This is a genomic window from Streptomyces sp. NPDC048171 (assembly GCF_043202655.1).
In the GTDB taxonomy this organism is placed as follows: domain Bacteria; phylum Actinomycetota; class Actinomycetes; order Streptomycetales; family Streptomycetaceae; genus Streptomyces.
Genome location: NZ_JBIDAU010000007.1, coordinates 114,557 through 133,706 on the forward strand (window position 1 = coordinate 114,557; position 19,150 = coordinate 133,706).

General features: G+C 72.2%; 21 protein-coding genes. 12 read left to right on the forward strand and 9 right to left on the reverse strand.

The genetic code is table 11. The features are described 5' to 3' along the window. Positions 1-144: 144 nt before the first annotated feature. The 7 genes from ACGF3J_RS20555 (at position 145) to ACGF3J_RS20585 (ending at position 6,187) form a co-directional block, all read left to right on the forward strand. Entirely contained in the window at positions 145-873 is a 729-nt protein-coding gene (locus ACGF3J_RS20555) for a trypsin-like serine protease (protein WP_161329910.1), read from the forward strand. Positions 874-1,141: 268 nt separating this feature from the next. After that, complete coding sequence (locus ACGF3J_RS20560) at positions 1,142-1,981, forward strand: ABC transporter ATP-binding protein (RefSeq protein WP_161331844.1); 840 nt, start codon at positions 1,142-1,144, stop codon at positions 1,979-1,981. 87 nt (positions 1,982-2,068) lie between these two features. Then, the gene (locus tag ACGF3J_RS20565) at positions 2,069-2,143 is read left to right on the forward strand and encodes a putative leader peptide (RefSeq protein ID WP_356609822.1); all 75 of its coding nucleotides are present in this window, start codon (positions 2,069-2,071) and stop codon (positions 2,141-2,143) included. Positions 2,144-2,191: 48 nt separating this feature from the next. After that, positions 2,192-3,265, forward strand: a complete 1,074-nt coding sequence (locus ACGF3J_RS20570; protein ID WP_161331843.1) for an ABC transporter substrate-binding protein — start codon at positions 2,192-2,194, stop codon at positions 3,263-3,265. Beyond that, positions 3,262-4,119 (forward strand): ABC transporter permease, encoded by an 858-nt coding sequence (locus ACGF3J_RS20575; protein WP_161331842.1) that lies wholly within the window; start codon positions 3,262-3,264, stop codon positions 4,117-4,119. Before ACGF3J_RS20570 ends, ACGF3J_RS20575 begins: the two co-directional genes overlap by 4 nt. After that, positions 4,095-4,868 (forward strand): ABC transporter ATP-binding protein, encoded by a 774-nt coding sequence (locus ACGF3J_RS20580; RefSeq protein WP_161331841.1) that lies wholly within the window; start codon positions 4,095-4,097, stop codon positions 4,866-4,868. Before ACGF3J_RS20575 ends, ACGF3J_RS20580 begins: the two co-directional genes overlap by 25 nt. After that, positions 4,865-6,187, forward strand: a complete 1,323-nt coding sequence (locus ACGF3J_RS20585) for an LLM class flavin-dependent oxidoreductase (RefSeq protein ID WP_393854451.1) — start codon at positions 4,865-4,867, stop codon at positions 6,185-6,187. The genes ACGF3J_RS20580 and ACGF3J_RS20585 overlap by 4 nt, the downstream gene beginning before the upstream one ends. A gap of 199 nt (positions 6,188-6,386) precedes the next feature. Here the strand turns inward: ACGF3J_RS20585 and ACGF3J_RS20590 are convergent, their stop codons facing one another. The 4 genes from ACGF3J_RS20590 to ACGF3J_RS20605 form a co-directional block, all read right to left on the reverse strand. Next, a complete protein-coding gene (locus tag ACGF3J_RS20590) occupies positions 6,387-7,262 on the reverse strand; it encodes an oxygenase MpaB family protein (protein WP_161330120.1) in 876 nt (291 codons plus the stop codon). Between the two features lie 80 nt (positions 7,263-7,342). After that, a complete protein-coding gene (locus ACGF3J_RS20595; RefSeq protein WP_161330119.1) occupies positions 7,343-7,708 on the reverse strand; it encodes a transglycosylase family protein in 366 nt (121 codons plus the stop codon). A 99-nt stretch (positions 7,709-7,807) separates the two neighbouring features. Next, positions 7,808-9,277 (reverse strand): sialate:H+ symport family MFS transporter, encoded by a 1,470-nt coding sequence (locus ACGF3J_RS20600; RefSeq protein ID WP_161330118.1) that lies wholly within the window; start codon positions 9,275-9,277, stop codon positions 7,808-7,810. A 108-nt stretch (positions 9,278-9,385) separates the two neighbouring features. After that, on the reverse strand, positions 9,386-10,315 hold the full coding sequence (locus tag ACGF3J_RS20605) for a dihydrodipicolinate synthase family protein (protein WP_161330117.1): 930 nt from the start codon (positions 10,313-10,315) through the stop codon (positions 9,386-9,388). Positions 10,316-10,442: 127 nt separating this feature from the next. On the opposite strand from ACGF3J_RS20605, the gene ACGF3J_RS20610 reads away from it, so the two are divergent. Next, positions 10,443-11,159 (forward strand): FadR/GntR family transcriptional regulator, encoded by a 717-nt coding sequence (locus ACGF3J_RS20610; RefSeq protein WP_237552639.1) that lies wholly within the window; start codon positions 10,443-10,445, stop codon positions 11,157-11,159. Between the two features lie 110 nt (positions 11,160-11,269). Further along, a complete protein-coding gene (locus ACGF3J_RS20615; RefSeq protein ID WP_161330116.1) occupies positions 11,270-11,758 on the forward strand; it encodes a DUF5949 family protein in 489 nt (162 codons plus the stop codon). A 40-nt stretch (positions 11,759-11,798) separates the two neighbouring features. On the opposite strand, the gene ACGF3J_RS20620 is transcribed toward ACGF3J_RS20615, so the two are convergent. Then, positions 11,799-12,335, reverse strand: coding sequence for a cysteine hydrolase family protein (locus tag ACGF3J_RS20620; RefSeq protein ID WP_125489705.1), 537 nt, complete (start codon positions 12,333-12,335; stop codon positions 11,799-11,801). A gap of 82 nt (positions 12,336-12,417) precedes the next feature. On the opposite strand from ACGF3J_RS20620, the gene ACGF3J_RS20625 reads away from it, so the two are divergent. Then, positions 12,418-13,488: a nitrous oxide reductase family maturation protein NosD gene (locus tag ACGF3J_RS20625; protein WP_161330115.1), complete on the forward strand. Its 1,071-nt coding sequence runs from the start codon at positions 12,418-12,420 to the stop codon at positions 13,486-13,488. Between the two features lie 49 nt (positions 13,489-13,537). Then, entirely contained in the window at positions 13,538-14,566 is a 1,029-nt protein-coding gene (locus ACGF3J_RS20630) for a methyltransferase (RefSeq protein ID WP_393854452.1), read from the forward strand. Positions 14,567-14,651: 85 nt separating this feature from the next. Here the strand turns inward: ACGF3J_RS20630 and ACGF3J_RS20635 are convergent, their stop codons facing one another. The 4 genes from ACGF3J_RS20635 to ACGF3J_RS20650 all read right to left on the reverse strand — a co-directional run bounded on the left by ACGF3J_RS20635 (position 14,652) and on the right by ACGF3J_RS20650 (position 18,066). After that, positions 14,652-15,788: a SchA/CurD-like domain-containing protein gene (locus ACGF3J_RS20635; protein WP_393854453.1), complete on the reverse strand. Its 1,137-nt coding sequence runs from the start codon at positions 15,786-15,788 to the stop codon at positions 14,652-14,654. 133 nt (positions 15,789-15,921) lie between these two features. Next, positions 15,922-16,635 carry a class F sortase gene (locus tag ACGF3J_RS20640; protein ID WP_161330045.1) on the reverse strand — a complete coding sequence of 238 codons (714 nt, stop codon included), beginning with the start codon at positions 16,633-16,635 and terminating at the stop codon, positions 15,922-15,924. Positions 16,636-16,747: 112 nt separating this feature from the next. After that, entirely contained in the window at positions 16,748-17,335 is a 588-nt protein-coding gene (locus ACGF3J_RS20645) for a hypothetical protein (protein WP_161330044.1), read from the reverse strand. Between the two features lie 263 nt (positions 17,336-17,598). Continuing rightward, positions 17,599-18,066: an ATP-binding protein gene (locus ACGF3J_RS20650; RefSeq protein ID WP_161330042.1), complete on the reverse strand. Its 468-nt coding sequence runs from the start codon at positions 18,064-18,066 to the stop codon at positions 17,599-17,601. A gap of 120 nt (positions 18,067-18,186) precedes the next feature. Between ACGF3J_RS20650 and ACGF3J_RS20655 the strand changes: the two genes are divergently transcribed. After that, positions 18,187-19,149, forward strand: coding sequence for a LysR family transcriptional regulator (locus ACGF3J_RS20655; RefSeq protein WP_346346172.1), 963 nt, complete (start codon positions 18,187-18,189; stop codon positions 19,147-19,149). The last annotated feature ends 1 nt before the right edge of the window (position 19,150 follow it).

A 19,150-nucleotide genomic window follows, 5' to 3' on the forward strand; every position in this document is an offset into this window, starting at 1 on the left:
CGCACCGCCGGCCGGGCCGCCCCGCGGCATAACACCGCGTTATGGGAAGCCGGGAGTGCCGGTGCCGCGGCCGGGCCCGGGATGCTGGGCGCCCCCACAGACCGAACACGCGCCCCGACGCGTGTCCGTCGGAATCGAGGAGCCTTGCGAACCTCCAGACTCGTCCCCACCCTGACGGCCGCACTCACGGCCACGCTGCTGTCCGCCCTCGCGCTCGCTCCGCAGGCCTCGGCGGCGGAGCCCCGCCCCGGTGACGGCGGACCCCAGCCGATCATCGGCGGCGGCTACGCGCAGAACGCCCCCTGGGCGGCCCGGCTGTTCTCCAACGGCGCCCAGACGTGCAGCTCGACCATCATCTCGCCCACCTGGATCCTGACGGCCAAGCACTGCGTCACAGGCGGCGGCCTGTCCTTCCGTATCGGCAGCCTCGACCAGGGCTCGGGCGGCACGGTGGCGAACGGAGCGCAGACCACCACGCATCCCTCGGCGGACCTCGCGCTGGTCCGGCTCGACCGCTCCGTCTCCGCCTCCTACGCGCCGCTCGGACAGCCGGGCACGGTGCGCGTGGGCCAGACCGTCCAGGTCTACGGCTGGGGCGCCACCTCACGGTGCGGTTCGGAGATCAACTGCCAGTCCCGGTACCTCAAGGTCGCCAACCTGAGCGTCACCAGCGGGTGCTACGACGCCTACAACGGCCGGGCGATATGCGCCCGCCCCGGCGACGGCATCACCGCGGGCGGCGACTCGGGCGGCCCGATGATGGCCGGAGGCGTCCAGGTCGGCGTCGCCTCGACCAGCGACCGGCAGTCCACCACGGCGTACACGAACGTGACCGCCTACCGGTCGTGGATCCAGTCGGTGGCGGGCGTCTGACCCTTCCCCTCCCGCCCGGGGAACCCGACCGGTTCCGGCCTGCCCCCGTCACGGCGGGGGCAGGCCGCCGTGTTCGGGGCGGACGGCGACGGGGGCGGCGTCACCGCCCTTCGGGTTCCCAGCCGGCGTGCGTGCCGCGAAGGAGTCCGCGGTCCGGTCGCCACCTCCGTCGGGTTCCGTCCAGGAACCGGACGGTCCAGCAGGCGCATGGTGAGTACATCTACTGTGTCGGGGGTACGGCACACGTCCCGCGCGAAGGAGACACGGCATGACCGGGCGCACGACCGGCTCGCAGGACAACGAGCGGGAGGCGGCGGTGCTCCGGCTCCGGGACGTGCACGTCCGGCGCCTCACCACCGACCAGCTGATCCTCGACGGCATCGACTGGACCGTCCGGCCGGGCGAGCACTGGGCCCTGCTGGGTGCCAACGGCGCCGGGAAGACCACCCTGCTGCGGCTGCTCGGCGCGCTGATGCACCCCACCACCGGGACGGTCGAGGTTCTCGGCAGCCGGCTCGGCCGGGTCGACGTGCGCGAGCTGCGGGCGCAGATCGGCCATGTCAACGCCGCCCAGCGGGTGCCGCAGGACCTCACCGCCCACGCGGTCGTGCTCACCGGCCACAGCGGCACCGTGCAGCCCCTGTGGCGGACGTACGACGACGAGGTCCGGGACCGGGCCCGCGACCTCCTGTCCGAGCTGGGCGTCAAGGAGCTGGCCGACCGGCCGTACGGGGTCTGCTCGGGCGGTCAGCGGGCGCGCGTCCTCATCGCGCGGGCGCTGATGGCCGACCCGGCGCTGCTCCTCCTCGACGAGCCGTTCAACGCCCTCGACCTGCCCTCCCGCGAGGACCTCGTCGAGGCCATGCACCAACTGGCCGAGGGCCGTCCGCACCTGGCCACCGTGACGGTCACCCACCATCTGGAGGAGCTGTTCCCGGCCGTCAGCCACGCCCTGCTGCTGCGCGAGGGCAGGATCCTCGCCTCCGGTCCCGTCGAGGGTGTCCTGACCGACTCGCGGCTGACCGCCTGCTTCGGCCGCGACATCACGGTGGCCAGGCGAGAGGGCCGCTGGTCCGCCTATTCGGGCCGCCGCGTTTCCGGAACATGACACGCCGACGAAGGCGTCGTTGCAGTCCCGGCGGAGCCGGCCGGTAGCCCTTGACCGGGTTTCAACCCCCTGGCTAGCGTCCACGGCATGCGGAAATTCCGGCAGTTCACGAAGCGACGGGCCATCGATCTGATGCGCGTCGCCACCGCGGTGTGTAGCTGAACCCCACCGCCCGCTGCCCTCTTTCCTCCGCTCCCCGTGAAGGCCGTGATGACCTCTCGCACACCCCTGCCCGGATTCCGGCGCTTTCCCGCCCTGGCCGCACTGGCCCTCTCCCTCACCGTCACCGGCTGTGTGGCCCCGGCGCAGACCGCGACCAGCGAGGACGTCTCGGACCAGAGGATCCCGGCCGCGGTCGCCCGGGACACCACGCTCACCGTCGGAGCGCCCGACCTCAAGGTCGCCCTGGAGCTGTCCGGACAGATCGACCAACTGCCCTTCAAGGTGAAGTGGGCCAACATCAGCGGCGGCCCCCAGTGCTCGGAGGCCTTCCGGGCCGGCGCACTCGACGTCTGCTCGGCCGCCGACATCCCGTCGATCAACGCCCACTGGACGGGTCTCGACACGAAGCTCGTGGCGGTCAGGTTCCGCGCGGACCCGTACAAGAACCCCATCTACGAGCTGGGCACCGCCCCGGGCTCCGGCATCAGGACCCTCGCCGACCTGCGGGGCAAGAAGATCGCCTACAGCCCGGGGCAGGCCCAGGGCGCTCTCGTCCTGCGCATTCTCAAGAAGGCCGGTCTCACCCAGCAGGACGTCGAACTCGTCGAACTCGCGAGCACCGGCGACGTCTATCCCACCGCGCTCGGAAACCACCAGGTGGACGCCGCGCCCATCGCGGACGTCAACATCAAGCGGTACCTGGCCAATTACGGCAAGGACGGCGGCGCGACGGTCAGGCACGGGCTCCGGGACGACCCGGCACACCTGTGGGCGCTGACCGAATCCGTCGCCGACGCGCAGAAGTCGGCCGCCCTCCGGGAACTCGTGAAGTTCTGGGCCCGGGCGCAGATATGGATCGACAGGCATCCCGAGGAATGGGTGGCGGGCTACTACGTCGAGGACCAGGGACTCAGCAAGGAGGACGGCGAATACCTGGTCCGGCGCATCGGCCACCCGGACCTTCCGGCGGACTGGACCGACGCCGTCCACCGGCAGCAGCAGACCATCGACCTGCTGGCGAAGGAGCAGGACCGCGAGCCGTTCGACGCGGAGCTCCTCTTCGACCGCCGCTACGAGCCGGTGGCCGCCGAGGCCGTTGCCGGTGAAGGGACGTCGCCATGAGCACCACGATCTTCGACAAGCGGGCGCTCCCGGCCGCCGAGGCCCCACCGGACCGGGTGCGTGCGCGCGGGCCACGACGACACCGCCCGGGCCCCGGCAAACCCGTGCGGTACGGCTGGGCGATCGGCCCGGCACTGCTGCTCGTGCTCTGGGCGGCGGGTTCCGGACTGGGCGTCTTCGACGTCCGCAGCCTTCCCGCCCCCTGGACCGTCGCGGGCACCGCGGGCGACCTCATCGACGACGGCAAGCTCCAGTCCCACCTCGCCACCTCCGCGCAACGCGCCCTACTGGGGCTGCTGTTCGGGGTCGCGGCCGGTCTGGTCCTCGCCCTCGTCTCCGGGCTCAGCCGGCTCGGCGAGGCCGTGATCGACGGCCCGGTGCAGATCAAGCGGTCGATCCCCTCGCTGGCCTTGATCCCGCTGCTGATCCTCTGGTTCGGCATCGGCGAGACGATGAAGGTGATCACGATCGCGCTCGGTGTCCTCGTGCCGGTCTACATCCACACGCACAACGGACTGCGCGCCATAGACAACCGCTACGCCGAGCTGGCGGAGACCGTGCGCCTGGGCAGGCTCGGCTTCGTCCGGCACGTCGTGCTGCCCGGCGCGCTGCCCGGCTTCCTGCTCGGCATGCGCTTCGCGGTGACCGGCGCCTGGCTGGCCCTCGTCGTGGTCGAGCAGGTCAACGCCACCAGCGGCATCGGCTACATGATGGAACTGGCCCGGACGTACGGGCAGACCGACGTCATCATCGTCGGCCTCGTGGTGTACGGCCTGCTCGGTCTGGTCTCCGACGCCCTCGTGCGTCTGGTGGAGAGGAGGGCCCTGTCATGGCGGCGGACGCTGGCGGGCTGAACACGGCGGACCACACGACGGTCCGCATCGAGAACCTGGTGCGTTCCTTCGGTGAGCGAAGGGTGCTGAACGGGCTCGAGCTGTCCATCGCGCCCGGGGAGTTCGTGGCACTGCTGGGGCGCAGCGGCTCCGGCAAGAGCACGCTGCTGCGCGCCCTGGCCGGCCTCGACCACGAGGTGGCGGGCAGCGGTGGACTGACCGCACCCGACCATGTGTCCGTCGTCTTCCAGGACGCGCGGCTGCTGCCCTGGAAGCGGCTGCTCGACAACGTCGTACTCGGTCTGAGCGGGCCCTTCGCCGAGGACCGGGGCCGGGCCGCCCTCGCCGAGGTCGGCCTCGCCGGACGCGAACGGGCCTGGCCGGTGGAACTGTCGGGCGGCGAACAGCAACGTGTCTCGCTGGCGAGGTCCCTGGTACGCGAACCTCGGCTGCTGCTGGCGGACGAACCGTTCGGCGCGCTCGACGCCCTGACCCGGATCAGGATGCACGCCCTGCTGCGGCGGCTGTGCGAACGGCACCGGCCGGCCGTACTCCTGGTGACGCACGACGTCGACGAGGCCATCGCGCTCGCGGACCGGGTGGTGGTGCTGGACCGGGGCCGGATCGCGGCCGACCTGCCCGTGCGGCTCCCGGCACCGCGGGACCACGCGGGCGCCGAGTACACCGCCCTGCGCGACCGGCTGCTGGCCCGCCTGGGCGTGCGGAACTCCGAGAGCGCCGGGCCGACCGAGGAGGAGACCGCGGCATGAGCGCCCGCACCCTGCACCTGAACCTGTTCGTCTATCCGGGCGGCCACCACGAGGCCGCCTGGCGGCACCACGGCACCGACCCCGGCCGCATTCTCGACATCGGCTTCTACCAGGAGCTGGCCCGCCGGGCCGAGGCAGCCACGTTCGACGCCGTGTTCTTCGCCGACGGCCCGTCGCTGGCCGACAACGTCCGCTACGCGAGCCGCTTCCGGCTCGAACCGTTCACCTGGTTGTCGGCGATCGCCGCGGCCACCGAACGCATCGGCCTGATCGCGACGGCCTCGACCACGTACACCGAGCCGTACAATCTGGCGCGCCTGTTCGCCTCGCTGGACCACCTCAGCAAGGGCCGGGCCGGCTGGAACATCGTCACCACCGGCGCCCCGCAGGCCGCGGAGAACTTCGGCCTCGACGGACATCCGGTGCACGCCGAACGGTACGACCGTGCGCGGGAGTTCGTCGACGTGGTGACGAAGCTCTGGGACAGCTGGGAGGACGAGGCACTGGTCGTCGACCAGAAGACCGGCGTGTTCGCCGACACCGACCGCATCCACGAGATCGGCCACTCGGGCCGCCACCTGAAGGTGCGCGGCCCACTGAATCTCCCCCGCTCCCCGCAGGGGCGCCCGGTGTACGTCCAGGCCGGGTCCTCCGAGGACGGCCGCTCCTTCGCCGCGGCCTACGCGGAGGCGGTGTTCACCGCGCACCAGACGCTGCGGAGCGGGCAGGAGTTCTACGCCGACCTCAAGGCGAGGGCCGCGGTCCTCGGCCGTGACCCCGGACGGCTGCTCGTCCTGCCGGGCATCAGCCCCTTCATCGGTGCGACCGAGGCCGAGGCACGGGCACTGCACGCGGAGTTCGACGAACTCACCCAGCCCGAGTACTCGCTCCAGCTGCTCCGGCGTCTGCTGGGTCTCGACCTCACCGCGGAGCAGCTGGACGGGCCGGTGCCGCGCCGGCTCATCGAGACCCGGGGCGAACGCGGCAACGGCAGCCGGTTCCAGCTCGTCCTGGACATCATCGACCGCGAACAGCCCACGGTGCGCGGGCTCATGCACCGCCTCGCGGGCGCGCGCGGCCACCGTGTGGTGGCCGGCACGCCCGAGCAGGTGGCCGACCAGATCCAGGAGTGGTTCGAGCAGGGAGCCGCCGACGGTTTCAACGTCATGCCGCCGTGGCTGCCGGGCGGCTTCGACCTCTTCGCCGACCAGGTGGTCCCGCTCCTGCGGGCGCGCGGTCTGTTCCGCACGGCGTACGAAGCGGCGACATTGCGCGGGCACTACGGACTGCCGCGGCCCGCGGCGGCGGCGCTCCGCTGAGGCAGTGAGGCACTGAGGGCCAGAGGCCGGCCCCGGACGGGTCCGCGTACCGGACGTCCGGGGCCGCCCCTCTGCTCCCCCGCCGGGGACTGCCCGTCCCCCGCCGCGGGGAAACACCGGGCGGCCACGACCGGGCACAGGTGCACACCCACGGGCTACCCCGGTCAACACGGCGTACCGTTCGGCCGGCCCCGCGTCCCTACGCGGCGTCCCGGGGTGGCGTCATCGCCCAACGGATGCCCGCGGTCACGGCCGACCCGAGCGGGCGCACGCACACGCCCTCGGCCGGGGGTACGCGCGGCAGCCCCAGGGCGCGTGAGGCCCAGACCGGCAGCAGGGACACCGCGTTTGCGGCGAGCAACCCGTAGGGCAGCCGCGCGAGCAGCGGGATGGGCGGCCTGAGCAGCAGGAAGCGGGCGGTGCTGCGCGCCTCGGCGGTCGCACGCAGTTCGCCGCGGTACGCGGCGATCCGTTCGGTGAGTCCGGCGCGGTCGACGGGCGGATCCGGCACGCCGAGCGCGGTGGCGATGCGCGCCATGTCGGCCACGTAGCCGTCGCACCCGTCGTCGTCCAGGGGGTGGGCGCCGTACCGCTGGTGGGCGCGCAGGAAGCTGTCGGCCTCCGCGACGTGCACCCAGCACAGCAGGTGCGGGTCGGCGGCGGCGTACTCCTCACCCTCGGCCGTGACGCCCCGCACTCTATCGTGCACGGCCCGTACCCGCTCGCACGCCTCCTGCGCACTGTCCGCCGTTCCGTAGGTGGTGACCGCGAGGAAGGTGCTGGTGCGCTGGAGCCGGCCCCAGGGGTCGCCGCGGAAACCGGAGTGCGCGGCGACCGCGGCCATGGCCAGCGGGTGGAGCGACTGGAGCAGCAGGGCGGACAGGCCGCCGATGAACATGGAGGCGTCCCCGTGCACCCGCCGGATCGGCCGCTCCGGGCCGAACCAGCGCGGGCCCGGTGTGTCGTGGATGCGGGCACGGTTGCCCGGACCCTCCGGGCCCGCCACGCGAGAGAAGATCATCTCTCCCAGCCGTGCGCGCGGGTCGGGGCGGCGGTCACCTGGGAGACGTGTCATGTCTGCCGAGCCCTCCTTCGCCCTCCTGCGGCCGGGCGGCTCACACCCCTACGTCTGCCCAGGACCGCCGGGCGGGAACATCAGGCGCAGCCCCAGGCGTTCATCCCCTGAATCCGGGCCAGGCGCTTGGCGACGGCGATCTGCTCGACGCGGCTGGCGAGGTCCGCGCGCGGGGCGTACTTGAGACCGCCGGCCGCGATCCAGCTCGACGTCTTGAACTGCAGTCCGCCGTAGTAGCCGTTGCCGGTGTTCGCGTTCCAGTCGCCGCCCGACTCGCAGGCGGCGATGGCGTCCCAGTCGGTGCGCAGGGGGACGGACGGTGCGGCGGTCGCTTCGGTGGCGGCACCCAGCGCGGTCGTGGCGAGCAGCGCCGCCACGGCGATCCGGACCCCACGGCGGTGCGCGCCGCACACGTCACTCCGATGAGCATTTCGTCTACAGATCATACTGGGACTGTTACCGCACGTGAGGATCCGACGACGCACCGTCCGACCTCTCCTTACGCCGGTCGGAGCAGGCGAACCACCCTCCGGCCGGCGTCCGCCTCACTTCGCCGTCGGTACGGACGGCGGGCTCTCCACCGCCGCCTCGGTGGCCAGGTAGTCCGGCACGGCCTCGGGGTCGACGAGACGGTTGAGCCGGCTCGGGACGTCGAAGCCGATCAGCAGGATGACCACCAGGGTCAGCGAGAAGGTGAGCACCGCGAGCGACTGTCCCAGCGACATGCTCGACGCCAGCCGGGCACCGAGCACGGGGGCGACGGCGCCGCCCAGCGCGCCGACGTTGTAGGTGAAGCCCAGGGACGCCGCGCGGGTCTCGGTCGGGAAGTGTCCGGCGATGTACTTCGGCAGCAGTCCGGAGATGCCCTGCATGCAGGCGAGCATGAGGAACAGCAGGATGCCCAGGCCGAGTTGGCTGTCGCGGATCGCGAAGACGGGGAAGACGAAGGCGATGCCGACGGCCAGGGTGCAGGCGTACGCCCTGCGGGTGCCGAACCGGTCCCCGAGGAAGCCGGTGACGATGCAGCCGGCCATCGTGCCGAACCCGGCGTAGTAGAGCGCGTCGCTGACCTGCGCGGGGGTGAAGCCGAGTTCGCTCTTGAGGTAGGTGGGCAGCAGGGCCTGGACCGGCCAGCTGTAGAGGAAGGCGCAGAAGACGGTGACGCAGAGCGCCACGAACAGCAGCCAGCGCTTGCGCCCGCCCAGCTGCACGGCGAAGGCGAGGAGACAGGCCGTGGCCACGACGGAGAGGACGGGCACCGCTCCCGCACCGAGGGGGGTGAAGACCGCGAACAGCGCTCCCGTCGCGACGACCGCGAGCACCGTGTTGACCGTCGCCCGGCGCCGGCCCGCGAACAGCGGCCGGAAGGGGTTGGGCCGCTCGCCGGTGGCGCCCACCCGGGCCTCCCAGTCGTCGGCCTCGGGCAGCGCCCGCCGCACCCACAGCGCGACGACCACCGGGAACAGGCCGATGTAGAACAGCCAGCGCCAGCCGTGCCCCGGCACCACGTGCTCGTAGACCTCGGCCGCCAGGACGCCGCCCAGGGAGAAGCCGGAGATGAGGAATCCGGAGGCGCGGTTGCGCAGCCGGGCGGGCCAGCTCTCCAGTACGTAGGTGGCGCTGGCGCTGTACTCACCGGCCATGCCCATGCCGATCAGCAGACGGGCGGTGAACAGGCTGGTGTAGTCCCAGGCGAAGCCGCAGGCGAAGGTGCCGACCGAGTACAGCAGGATGCTGGCCACCATGGCGCTCTTGCGGCCGAAGCGGTCGCCGAGCGCGCCGAGCACGGCGCCGCCGAGCCAGCGGGTGATGAAGGCCCCGGAGACCAGGCTCGCGGACTCGACGGTGGACAGCCCGAAGTCGTCGGCGATCTCGGTCAGCACGAGGGTGATGAGCACGAAGTCGAAGCCGTCGAGGAGGTAGCCGATCCAGGCGGCGAAGAAGGACTTCCACTTCTCCCGGGTGATCTCGCGGTACCAGGGCGGGGCGGTCGGGGTGGGGCGCGCAGATGACATGACGGATCCAATGCGGGTGGGAAGACGCGCGTGGGGGGACGGGCAGCGGGACGGAACGGGAGGTGCGGGGGTGGGACCGGGGCCGGACCGGCGGCCCCGGTCCGGGGATCACAGGAGTCCGGCCTCGGTGAGCCGGGTGCGGACGCGGGCCACGGCCGCCTCGTCGAGCGGCACCTGCGGTGCCGCGGTGGCCGCGCAGTCGATGAGGCCCAGCAGCCGGGCGGCGGCCTTGAAGGCGCCGAGCGCGCTGGAGCTGGGGCCCATCAGGGCGGGGTCGCCCGCGTCGGTGAGGGCGAACAGGGCCGCGAGCCGGTCCTGCTCCGCCCTGGCGGCGGCCCAGTCACCCGCCCGGGCGGCCGCGTAGAGGCGTACGTAGCCGTGCGCGTCGACGTTGCCGAGGCCGGGCACGACGCCGTCCGCGCCGGCGAGGAGCGCGCCGTCCACGGTGAGTTCGGAGCCGGTGAGCACCGAGAAGTCCGGGGTGTGCGGGCGCAGTTCGACCAGCAGCCGGCGCAGCGAGCCCTCGTCGCCGCTGGAGTCCTTCAGCCCGGCGAGGGTGCCGTCGGCGGCCAGGCCGAGGACCACGTCGCGGGGCAGTTTGGTGTGCACGGCGACCGGGATGTCGTAGGCGAACAGCGGCAGGTCCGCGCCCTCGCGGATCCGCCGGAAGTGGCCGGCGATCTCCACCGGGTGGGTGCGGGTGTAGAAGGGCGCCGTGGCCACGAGTGCGTCGGCGCCGGCCCGGACCGCGTCGGCCGCCCGGTCCAGGACGCGGGCCGTGGTGGTCTCGATGACCCCGGCGAGCACGGGGACGCGGCCGGCGGCGGCGTCCACGGCGGTTTCGAGCGCGGTCAGCCGCTGGGCGTCCGTGAGGTAGGCGGTCTCGCCGCTGGACCCCAGCAGGAACAGACCGTGCACACCGGCCGTGATCAGGTGCTCGGTCAGTCGGCGCACCGATCCGGTGTCGACCTCCCCTGCCGGGGTGAGCGGGGTGATGACCGGGGGGATGACGCCGTGCAGCGGCGTGGGGATGGGCATGCGGTGACTCCAGGTCTTGCCGTGTTTCCTTCTCGGGGGCAGGGGGCGGCAGCGCGCCCGGACTCCCGGAACCCGAGGACGTAGGACGTCCTACGTCCTGTTAGAGTGACACATGACGGAGCAGGGGATGTCAAGGGTCGAGAGGGGACGCCACATGGGCTCGGTCGCCGCCGACGCCGAGGAGCGGATCAAGGAGCTGATCGTCGAGGAGGGCCTCGGCCCCGGCGACCCGCTGCCCACCGAGACGGAGCTGATGGAGCGGTTCGGCGTCAGCCGTAACTCGCTGCGCGAGGCACTCAAGTCCCTGCAGGCCATGCACATCGTGGAGATCCGGCGCGGCTTCGGGACCTATGTCGGCACCATGTCGCTGGAGCCGATGACCGAGGCCATGGCGTTTCGCACCGTGGTCGGACACCGACGGGGCCAGGGCAGCCTGCTCGAACTGCTGCAGCTGCGCGAAGCGCTGGAGGCGGGGCTCATGCACCGGCTGGCGGGCCGGCTGCCCGACGCCGACCTGGCGGAGCTGGACGCGCTGGTCGAGACGATGCACACCGAGGTGCGCGAGGCGGGCGAGATCGCGGCCCGCACCGACCGCGCCTTCCACCGCGTGCTGCACCGCTCCCTGGACAACGAACTGCTCAGCGAACTCCTCGACGCCTTCTGGAACGCCTTCCACCGGGTGCGCACCCAGGCCCAGGGGCTGGGCGCGGCGGCCGACGGCGAGGAACTGGCGCGGATGCACGCCAGGATCGTCGACGCCGTGCGCGGGGGTGACGCGGAGGCCGCGGAGCGGGCGGTGCACCGGCACTTCGACGACATCCGCAGCCGACTGTCGCGGCGGTGAGCGGACCACTCGTCCGGCAGACTCCTCGTTCGTGTGAAGAAGGGCGCGGACGTCGTCCGGTCGGGTGACGGCCGTCCGGGGGCGCCCCGGCGCGCGCTTACGGTTTCGCGATGACCTCGATCTCTACCGACCCGCGTCCCCTGCGAACCGCCGACCTCGGCACGCTCGTCATCATGTCCTGGAGCCGTGAGACACCCGACGGCGACGTCCCCTTCCTCCTCGCCTGCTCCCTCGGCGACGGCGAGGGCGGCCCGGAGGCGACCCCGGCCGCCGTCGAGGGGCTGCTGAGCCGCTCCGGGATCGCCGTGGGCGACGGCGTGCTCGACGCCACCGGCCTGCCCGACCTGCCGGTCCGCCTGCTCGTCGTGCCCGGTGCGGCGGCGCTCACCATGCCGGGCGTCAACGCCCAGTTCGTGCCCACGCCGCAATGGCGCGAGGCGGTGGACGAGCGCGGCTACGCCTGCCTCGTCTTCGCCACCCGCCCGTGGTCCGGCGGCGAGCCCGGCGAGGCCGGGGCGGTCGCCGCCTTCGCCAACCACGAGGACACCCTGCGCACGGCGGCGCAGCTCGTCCTGCCCGTGCGCAGCCTGCGGACCTGACAGCGGCCGGCTCTCCCGGCGCGCCGCGCCGCGGATCGCCTCAGGTCCACAACTCGTCGCTGTCGCACACCCGGGCACCCATGTTGCGCTCCATCATGCGCAGGGCGGCGTCCGCGAGATCGGCGTGGATGTGGGCGACCGCGTCGCGCGGGACGATGACCTGGAGATGGCGGATGTGGGCGTCGAGCGCCGAGTAGAGCACACACTGCTCGGTCACCTGCCCGCACAGCACGAGCCGGTCGATCCCCTGCTGGTGGAGGAGATAGGTCAGCGGGGTCTCGAAGAAGATCGAGTGGCGTGCCTTGACCACGAAGAGGGACGACTCGTCGGGCCGCAGCGGCTCGACGAGTCCCGCGTGCGGTCCCGAGAGTGCCTTGTCGAGGATCTCGCCGTGGTGCGAGCGCCACTCCCCGAAGTTGTCGTTGACGTAGATCACGGGGACGTGGTGGCGCCGCGCCCGCTCCAGCAGCCCGGTCAGCTGCGGCAGTACCGACTCCGCGGCCGGGATCAGCGCTTCGGCGTCCTGATGGTCGTAGGTGTTGATCATGTCGATGACGATCAGTGCGGTCTTGCCCATGCCGCTCAGGTTGCCATCCTGACACGCCGTCGGATGGCTCATCCCGGCCGCGCCAGAATATGTCCGGCATATCTTTCCGAATATGAAGAAATGCCATGTCGTGTACCTGGTGTGCACCGCAGCGATGATCGGCACGGGACTCGGAGCGGCTCCGGCGTCCTCCGTCCCCATGACCCACGTGGTCAAGCCCGGAGAGTCGATCCAGAAGGCGGTGGACGCCGCCGAATCGGGGGACACGGTCCTCGTCACTCCCGGCACCTACCACGAGAGCGTCGACGTGAGCACCCCCGGGCTCACCCTGCGCGGCATGGGCCGCGAGACGATCCTCAAGCCCGGCACGGAGAAGGCTGCCGCCGGCACCTGTGCCAAGGGCGGCAACGGGATCTGCGTGACCGGCACCAAGGGCAAGAACGTCAAGGGCGTCACCGTCGCCGACCTGACGGTGACCGGCTTCACCCGCGCCGGCGTGTACTCGACGGCCACCGACGGGCTGACGGTCCGGAACGTGACGGCCGTCAAGAACGGCGTCTGGGGCATCGCCCAGGAGCAGTCGGTCCACGGCATCTTCCGCGGCAACGCCGCCCTCGACAACGGCGACGCGGGCATTTTCCTCGCCAACACGGTCACGGCCGAGAAGGGCGCGGCCGACACCGAGGGAACCCTCGTCGCGCGCAACCTCCTCGAGGGCAACCGGATCGGCGTCACGGTCCGGCGGCTGCGCAACCTCGCCGTCGCGGCCAACACCATCACCGGCAACTGCGCCGGCGTGTTCGTCGTCGGCGACGAGAACAAGCCCAAGGCCGGTGACCTGGTCGTGCGCGACAACCACGTCGTGGCCAACAACAAGTCCTGCCCGAAGACCGAGCGCCTCGACGCCCTCCAGGGCTCCGGCATCGTCCTGACCGGCACCGAGAAGGTGCTGGTCGCGGACAACACGGTGCGGGGGAACTCGGGCAAGTCCCCGCTGTCGGGCGGCATCGTCCTGTTCAAGAGCTTCGTGGGCGTCACCAGCGAGAAGAACGAGGTCAAGGGCAACTCGCTGCGCGACAACTCCCCCGCCGACCTGGTCGACACGGAGACGGCGGCCACCGGGAAGAACAACACCTTCGAGGGCAACACCTGCGGCGCGTCCAAGCCCGCGGGACTGTGCTGACCGGCCGGCCACAGCCACTCGTGTACCGAAGAAGGAAGGAAAGCGGCACATGACGACCGCCCAGACCGCCCCACCCCCGCCCATGCGGCTGAGGGAGCTCGTGTTCGGCGCGGCATGTGCCGCCGCCCTCCGCACGGCCGCCCGGCTCGGAGTCGCCGACGCCCTCGGGGACACCCCCATGACCGTGGACGACCTCGCGACCGCGGTGAAGGCCGAGCCCAAGCCGCTGCGCCGGCTACTGCGCGCCCTGACCTGCTACGGCGTCTTCACCGAGCAGAAGAACGGGACGTTCGCGCACACCGACATGTCCCGGCTGCTGCGCGAGGACGACCCGCACAGCCTGCGCTACATCACCCTGTGGTGCACCGAACCGTGGACCTGGGACGCGTGGCCCCTGCTCGACGAGGCGGTGCGCAGCGGCCGCAACGTCGTCGAGGGCCTGTACGGCAAGGAGTTCTTCACCTACCTCAACGAGGACGCTCCCCAGTCGGCCGAGGTCTTCAACCGCGCCATGACGACCTCCAGCCGGCAGTCGGCGGAGGACGTCGCGGCCCTCCTCGACCTGTCCGGCAGCTCGTCGGTCGCCGACATCGGCGGCGGCCAGGGGCACGTGGTGGCGAGTCTGCTGGAGAAGTACCCGTCCATGCACGGCACCCTGCTCGACCTGCCCAAGGTCGTGGAGAACGCCGACCCCCGGCTGCGCGAGGGCGGTTCACTCGCGGACCGAGTGCGGATCGTGCCCGGGGACTGCCGCGAGGACGTCCCCGTACGGGCCGACGTGTACGTCATCAAGAACATCCTGGAGTGGGACGACGACAGCACCGCCCGCGCCCTGCGGGGCGTCATGCGGGCGGGCGGGCCCGGGGCCCGGGTCGTGGTCATCGAGAACCTCGTCGACGACACCCCGTCGATGCGGTTCAGCACCGCGATGGACCTGCTGCTGCTCCTCAACGTCGGCGGTGCGAAGCACACCACCGACAGCATGGTCGGCCGGCTGACCGAGGCCGGCCTCGTCATCGACGACATCCGTCCGGTCAACCCCTATCTGCACGCCTTCGACTGCACCGTCCCCGAGTGAACTGACGCCCGGGCAGACGGCGACGGCCGCCGGACCGCGACATGCGGTCCGGCGGCCGTCGCGTGTCCGCGGCGTCCGGCGAGGTTCAGGCGTCGGGCGCGCACCGGTCGGTGACCGGTTCCATCCGGGCGCCCTCCAGGGCCCGGGCGAGTGCGTCGCCCGGCCGGTCCGGACCGTCCAGCAGGGTGGTCAGTTCGGTGACCGCGGTGGGGTCGGGGAGGCCGAGGGTGACCGCGGGGTCGCCGGCCCGGAGGTCGCCGCGCACATCGATCAGCCGCACCACGATCTCGTCGCGCTGGAAGATGGTGCTGCTCAGCACCGGGCTGCGCGGGTCGTCGGCCGCCGCCTCGTCGCGCTCGGCGAGGAGTTGCGCCAGCCGCATGCCCTGCCCCGGCCGGGCCGGGTAGGACAGCGCGTGGCGCTGTGCCGCCGGGTCCCGCTCCGCCGCCGTCACATGGTGCACGGCGGGCAGCGCCGCCCGCGTGTAGAACACCCGCGCGGACTCCGGGTCGCCGAGGTCCCGGTCCTGTTCCAGATAGGGGTTGAGGGCCTCCTCGACCGCTCGCACCTCGGGCTGGGCGGCCACGTGCCGCAGGGCCGCGAGCAGGTCGCCGCGCACCTCGATGGCCCGCACCACCCGGTTGCCGTGCAGGAACAGGGACGTACGGCACAGGCGCGTGGTGTCGTCGACGCGCGGCTCGGGCGAGGCGTAGTCGGCGAGGATCCCGGCGACCGTCTCCTCGCTGCCGGGCTTCACCGTGAAGGTGAGGGCGTGCCGGATCACGCCGTCACCGATCCGGGGGGCCGACTGGAGCCCGCCCCGGCCGGGTTCGGCGCCCGCCGCCGGCCGGCCGGTCTCCCGGACCACGTGGAAACGGAGCGACCGGGTGTGCCGGACACACTTGTGCAGCGGCTTGACCATCCGCACGTGTTCCTCACTGCTCACCCAGTTCAGGAACGGCGGTGCGCTCTCCCACTCGCTGGTGACGAGCCACTGCGAGGGGTTCTCGATGGACTGGCACAACTGCTCGCCGATGTGCCCCGGGACGGACTCGACGTGGCTGCGCAGGTTCTCGTACGTCTCCAGGAACTGCTGCTGGGCCCCGTCGTAGACCTCCACCAGCAGGACCACCCGGAGGCGGGAGCCGTCGAACACGGACTGGGAGACCTGGTGCGACACCTGACGTGCCGACGGGTCGGAAACAGGGGTGGTGATGGTCATCCTGCGCACTCTCCTTCGCGGAGGCGGAACTGAACGTCGCGAGTGCTGCTGCGACGCCGGCGTGTCTGACGATCTTCCGCCCGGCCCCGACGGCGCGCGACTCGTGTGCACTGCGCGGGTGACCCGCGCGGGCTCAGGTGAGGTGGGCGAAGACGACCAGGTTGTCCGTGTAGTCCTTGGCCTTGCGGTCGTAGTCTCCCGCGCAGGTGATGAGCCGTACCTCGGAGCGGTCGGTGTCCCCGTACACACGCTTGCTGGGGAACTCGTCCTTGGCGAAGGTCTCCACGCCGTCGACCTCGAAGGACGCCTTGCGTCCGTCGGCCCGCCGGACGTGGAAGACGTCTCCCTCGTCCAGTTGGCCCAGGCGGGCGAAGACCGCGGCGGACGTCTTGGTGTCCACGTGCCCCGCGATGATCGAGGTGCCCCGCTCCCCGGGGGAGACGCCCTTGGCGTACCAGCCGACGAGGTTGGTGTCGGCGGCCGGCGGGGGCTCCAGCTGTCCGCCCGCGCCGATGGCGAGGTCGGTGAAGGGGGCGTCGACGGAGATCTCCGGGATCAGCAGCCGCACCGGCTTCGACCGGGGCAGCACCGGTCCGGCCGGGCGGGTGCGGGACGGGCCGGTCGCGGACTGCCCGGTCGCGGACGGGCCGGCCTTGGGCGAGGCCGACGTCGCGGGCTGTGCGGGCAGTGGGGGGCGCGACGAGTCGGTCGACGTGTCGTTGCCGCCGATCAGGCTGACCGCCAGGATCAGCAGGGCCACGCCGCACAGCACCATCAGGCCGGGGCGGGATCCCTGCCCGGTCGGCGGCTTCTCGTCGTCGGCGGGGGTCGAAGGAGGGACTGTCATCGAGGACCACCTCGGTAGGGCACGGCGGCAGGGCGGACACGGAGGGGGAAAGCGAGCCGGGCCGCCACGGGGTTCCTGGTGGCGGCCCGGCCGCTATCGCGCCCGGCACGGCTCAGGCCATTCCGTTGACCGACTTCTTGCGTCGGACGGCGTACAGGCCGGCGCCGGCCACGCCCAGGACGGCGAGGCCGCCCGCGGTGGTGGTCGGCGTGTCGAGGCCACCGCCGCCGGTGTGCATACCGCCGTGCGGCTTCTCGTGGCCGCCGCCCCAGGACTTCTCGCCCTCGTCCTGCTTGTACTCGGAGCCCTCGTCCTTCTTGGACTCGCCGCCGTCCCAGCCGCCGTCGTCCTTCTTGGACTCGCCGCCGTCCCATTCGTTCACCGCGGTCAGCGCGCCGCCGCCGGTGTGCATACCGCCGTGCGGCTTCTCGTGCTTGCCGCCCTCCCAGGACTTCTCGCCCTCGTCCTTCTTGGACTCGCCGCCGTCCCAGTCACCCTCGTTCACCGCGGTCAGCGCGCCGCCACCCGTGTGCATACCGCCGTGCGGCTTCTCGTGCTTGCTTCCGTTGTCGTGCTCCTTGCTGTAGGAAGAGTCGTCGTGGTCCCAGTCGCCCGCGGAGGCCGCGTAGGCGCCGGGGGCACCGAGGACGATGACGGCCGACGCGGCCGCCGTGGTCAGGAGCATGCGAGCAGAACGCATCTCTGGTTCCTTCCGTCACGGCCGGGCAGCTGGTGCTTCGTCAGCTGAGTTGACCCGGCCCCGACGTGAATTACCGTCAGCCAGCCGTCCGACTCGCACCACTCAAGGCGCTCAGCCGGGTGAACGCCGGCCTCTCGCGAGAGCCCGCCGGAGCATGCAAGGCGCCCCGGACGTACGGCAGTTGATGGGCTTTCCGGTCCCGGTGACATGACGTCACCCGCGAGGGCTACTCCGCCGGGCCGACACGCTCACGGGGCGGCGGCTCAGGAGGTGTGTCCGAGGGCGGTGCCGTTCAGGTCGTCGGTGAGCATCAGTGCGGCCCGCATGCGCTTGCCGACGGGTTCCCGGTGCACCTCGAAGCTGTGGCACACGGCCATGACGATCTCGAGCCCGTGCCGGCCGACGCGCCCGGGGTCGGTGGCCTCGGCGACGGGCAGCACGGGTTCGCTGTCCCACACGGTGACCTCGACCAGGTCGTCGGCCAGCTCCAGGTCGACCAGCGAGGGGCCGGGCGCGTACTTGCAGGCGTTCGTCAGCAACTCGCTGACCACGAGCTGCAGCAGGTCGGACGCGCGGTCGGACACCGCGCGGTCCTGCACGGCCCGCACCCGGGCGAGAAATCTCCGGGCCAGCTCGCGGCCCCGGGCGATGTCGCCGGGAATGCCCTCGTACTCCGCCGAAACCTTGACCGGCTCACTTCGCCGGTCCTCATGCCGGGCAGCCCCGTCCATCCGATCCGCCCTCTTCCTGAGCCTTGACCGCTACGCCAGCCCGTCTACCCAGGAAACCGTGAAACATCACCGGCCGCAGCGACCACAAGGTGGCGGCGCCACGCTCGTACGATGGCCGTCGTGGATCTCAGCGCCGTACGCACCTTCGTCGCCGTCGCCGAGGCGGGGCAGTTCCAGGTCGCCGCCGCCCGGCTGGCCGTCACCCAGCAGGGGGTGTCCAAGCGGGTCGCCGCGCTGGAGAAGGAGCTGGGGGTGACGTTGTTCACCCGGACCGCGCGAGGGGCCCGGCTCACGATCGACGGGCAGGCGTTCCTGCCGCACGCCCGTGCGCTGCTCGACGCCGAGGAGCGCGCCGTCGCCTCGGTGCGGCCGGGACGCCGTGCGCTGCGGGTGGACGTGATCGGCAGACGGGCCGCGACGGCCGGTCTGCTGCGTGACTTCCACCGGGCCCGTCCCGACGTCGACCTCGACGTGGTCACCCTCCCCGACGCGCACACCGCCGTGGCCGCCATCGCGTCCGGGGCCATCGACGCGTCGTTCCGCTGCGTCACCATGCCGGGGCAGCGGCTGCCCGACGGGATCGAGGCCACGCCGGTCTTCGACGAGCCGCTGCAGTTGTTCACCGGGCCCGCCCACCCGTTCGCGAAGGCTCGGGCGGTGACCTCGGGGCAGCTCGCCGGGCAGCGTGTCTGGATGCCCGGGAACGTCCCGGGCACCGAGTGGTCGGCCTACTACGACGCGTTCGCGGCCGAGTTCGGGTTCACGGTGGACGCGGTCGGCCCGAACTTCGGCGTCGAGGCGCTCCTGGACACCATCTCCGAGTCGTCGACGGTGTCGACCTTCCTCAGCGAGCACACGCCCCTGGTCTGGCCGGCCGGCCACGACCTGCGGCGCATCCCGGTGCGCGATCCGGTGCCGGTCTATCCGCACTCCCTGCTCCGGCACGCCGACAACGCGCATCCGGGGCTGGCCGCGCTGCACGCGTACCTCGTCTCACGCCCGGCCGTCCGGCTCGACACGGAGGTCTGGTCGCCGGTCTGGGCCCTGCGCCGCGGGGCGCAGGGCGAAGCCGGCCGGAGGTGAG

Excerpts from the sequence above, each read along its gene's own strand:
- ACGF3J_RS20605 (WP_161330117.1), bottom strand. The coding sequence starts at position 10,315 with ATGCCCATCCCCACGCCGCTGCACGGCGTCATCCCCCCGGTCATCACC.
- ACGF3J_RS20625 (WP_161330115.1), top strand. The coding sequence starts at position 12,418 with ATGAAGAAATGCCATGTCGTGTACCTGGTGTGCACCGCAGCGATGATC.
- ACGF3J_RS20630 (WP_393854452.1), top strand. The coding sequence starts at position 13,538 with ATGACGACCGCCCAGACCGCCCCACCCCCGCCCATGCGGCTGAGGGAG.
- ACGF3J_RS20585 (WP_393854451.1), top strand. The coding sequence starts at position 4,865 with ATGAGCGCCCGCACCCTGCACCTGAACCTGTTCGTCTATCCGGGCGGC.
- ACGF3J_RS20645 (WP_161330044.1), bottom strand. The coding sequence starts at position 17,335 with ATGCGTTCTGCTCGCATGCTCCTGACCACGGCGGCCGCGTCGGCCGTC.
- ACGF3J_RS20650 (WP_161330042.1), bottom strand. The coding sequence starts at position 18,066 with ATGGACGGGGCTGCCCGGCATGAGGACCGGCGAAGTGAGCCGGTCAAG.
- ACGF3J_RS20615 (WP_161330116.1), top strand. The coding sequence starts at position 11,270 with ATGACCTCGATCTCTACCGACCCGCGTCCCCTGCGAACCGCCGACCTC.
- ACGF3J_RS20595 (WP_161330119.1), bottom strand. The coding sequence starts at position 7,708 with ATGATCTGTAGACGAAATGCTCATCGGAGTGACGTGTGCGGCGCGCAC.
- ACGF3J_RS20635 (WP_393854453.1), bottom strand. The coding sequence starts at position 15,788 with ATGACCATCACCACCCCTGTTTCCGACCCGTCGGCACGTCAGGTGTCG.
- ACGF3J_RS20620 (WP_125489705.1), bottom strand. The coding sequence starts at position 12,335 with ATGGGCAAGACCGCACTGATCGTCATCGACATGATCAACACCTACGAC.
- ACGF3J_RS20575 (WP_161331842.1), top strand. The coding sequence starts at position 3,262 with ATGAGCACCACGATCTTCGACAAGCGGGCGCTCCCGGCCGCCGAGGCC.
- ACGF3J_RS20640 (WP_161330045.1), bottom strand. The coding sequence starts at position 16,635 with ATGACAGTCCCTCCTTCGACCCCCGCCGACGACGAGAAGCCGCCGACC.
- ACGF3J_RS20590 (WP_161330120.1), bottom strand. The coding sequence starts at position 7,262 with ATGACACGTCTCCCAGGTGACCGCCGCCCCGACCCGCGCGCACGGCTG.
- ACGF3J_RS20560 (WP_161331844.1), top strand. The coding sequence starts at position 1,142 with ATGACCGGGCGCACGACCGGCTCGCAGGACAACGAGCGGGAGGCGGCG.
- ACGF3J_RS20600 (WP_161330118.1), bottom strand. The coding sequence starts at position 9,277 with ATGTCATCTGCGCGCCCCACCCCGACCGCCCCGCCCTGGTACCGCGAG.
- ACGF3J_RS20580 (WP_161331841.1), top strand. The coding sequence starts at position 4,095 with ATGGCGGCGGACGCTGGCGGGCTGAACACGGCGGACCACACGACGGTC.
- ACGF3J_RS20610 (WP_237552639.1), top strand. The coding sequence starts at position 10,443 with ATGTCAAGGGTCGAGAGGGGACGCCACATGGGCTCGGTCGCCGCCGAC.
- ACGF3J_RS20570 (WP_161331843.1), top strand. The coding sequence starts at position 2,192 with ATGACCTCTCGCACACCCCTGCCCGGATTCCGGCGCTTTCCCGCCCTG.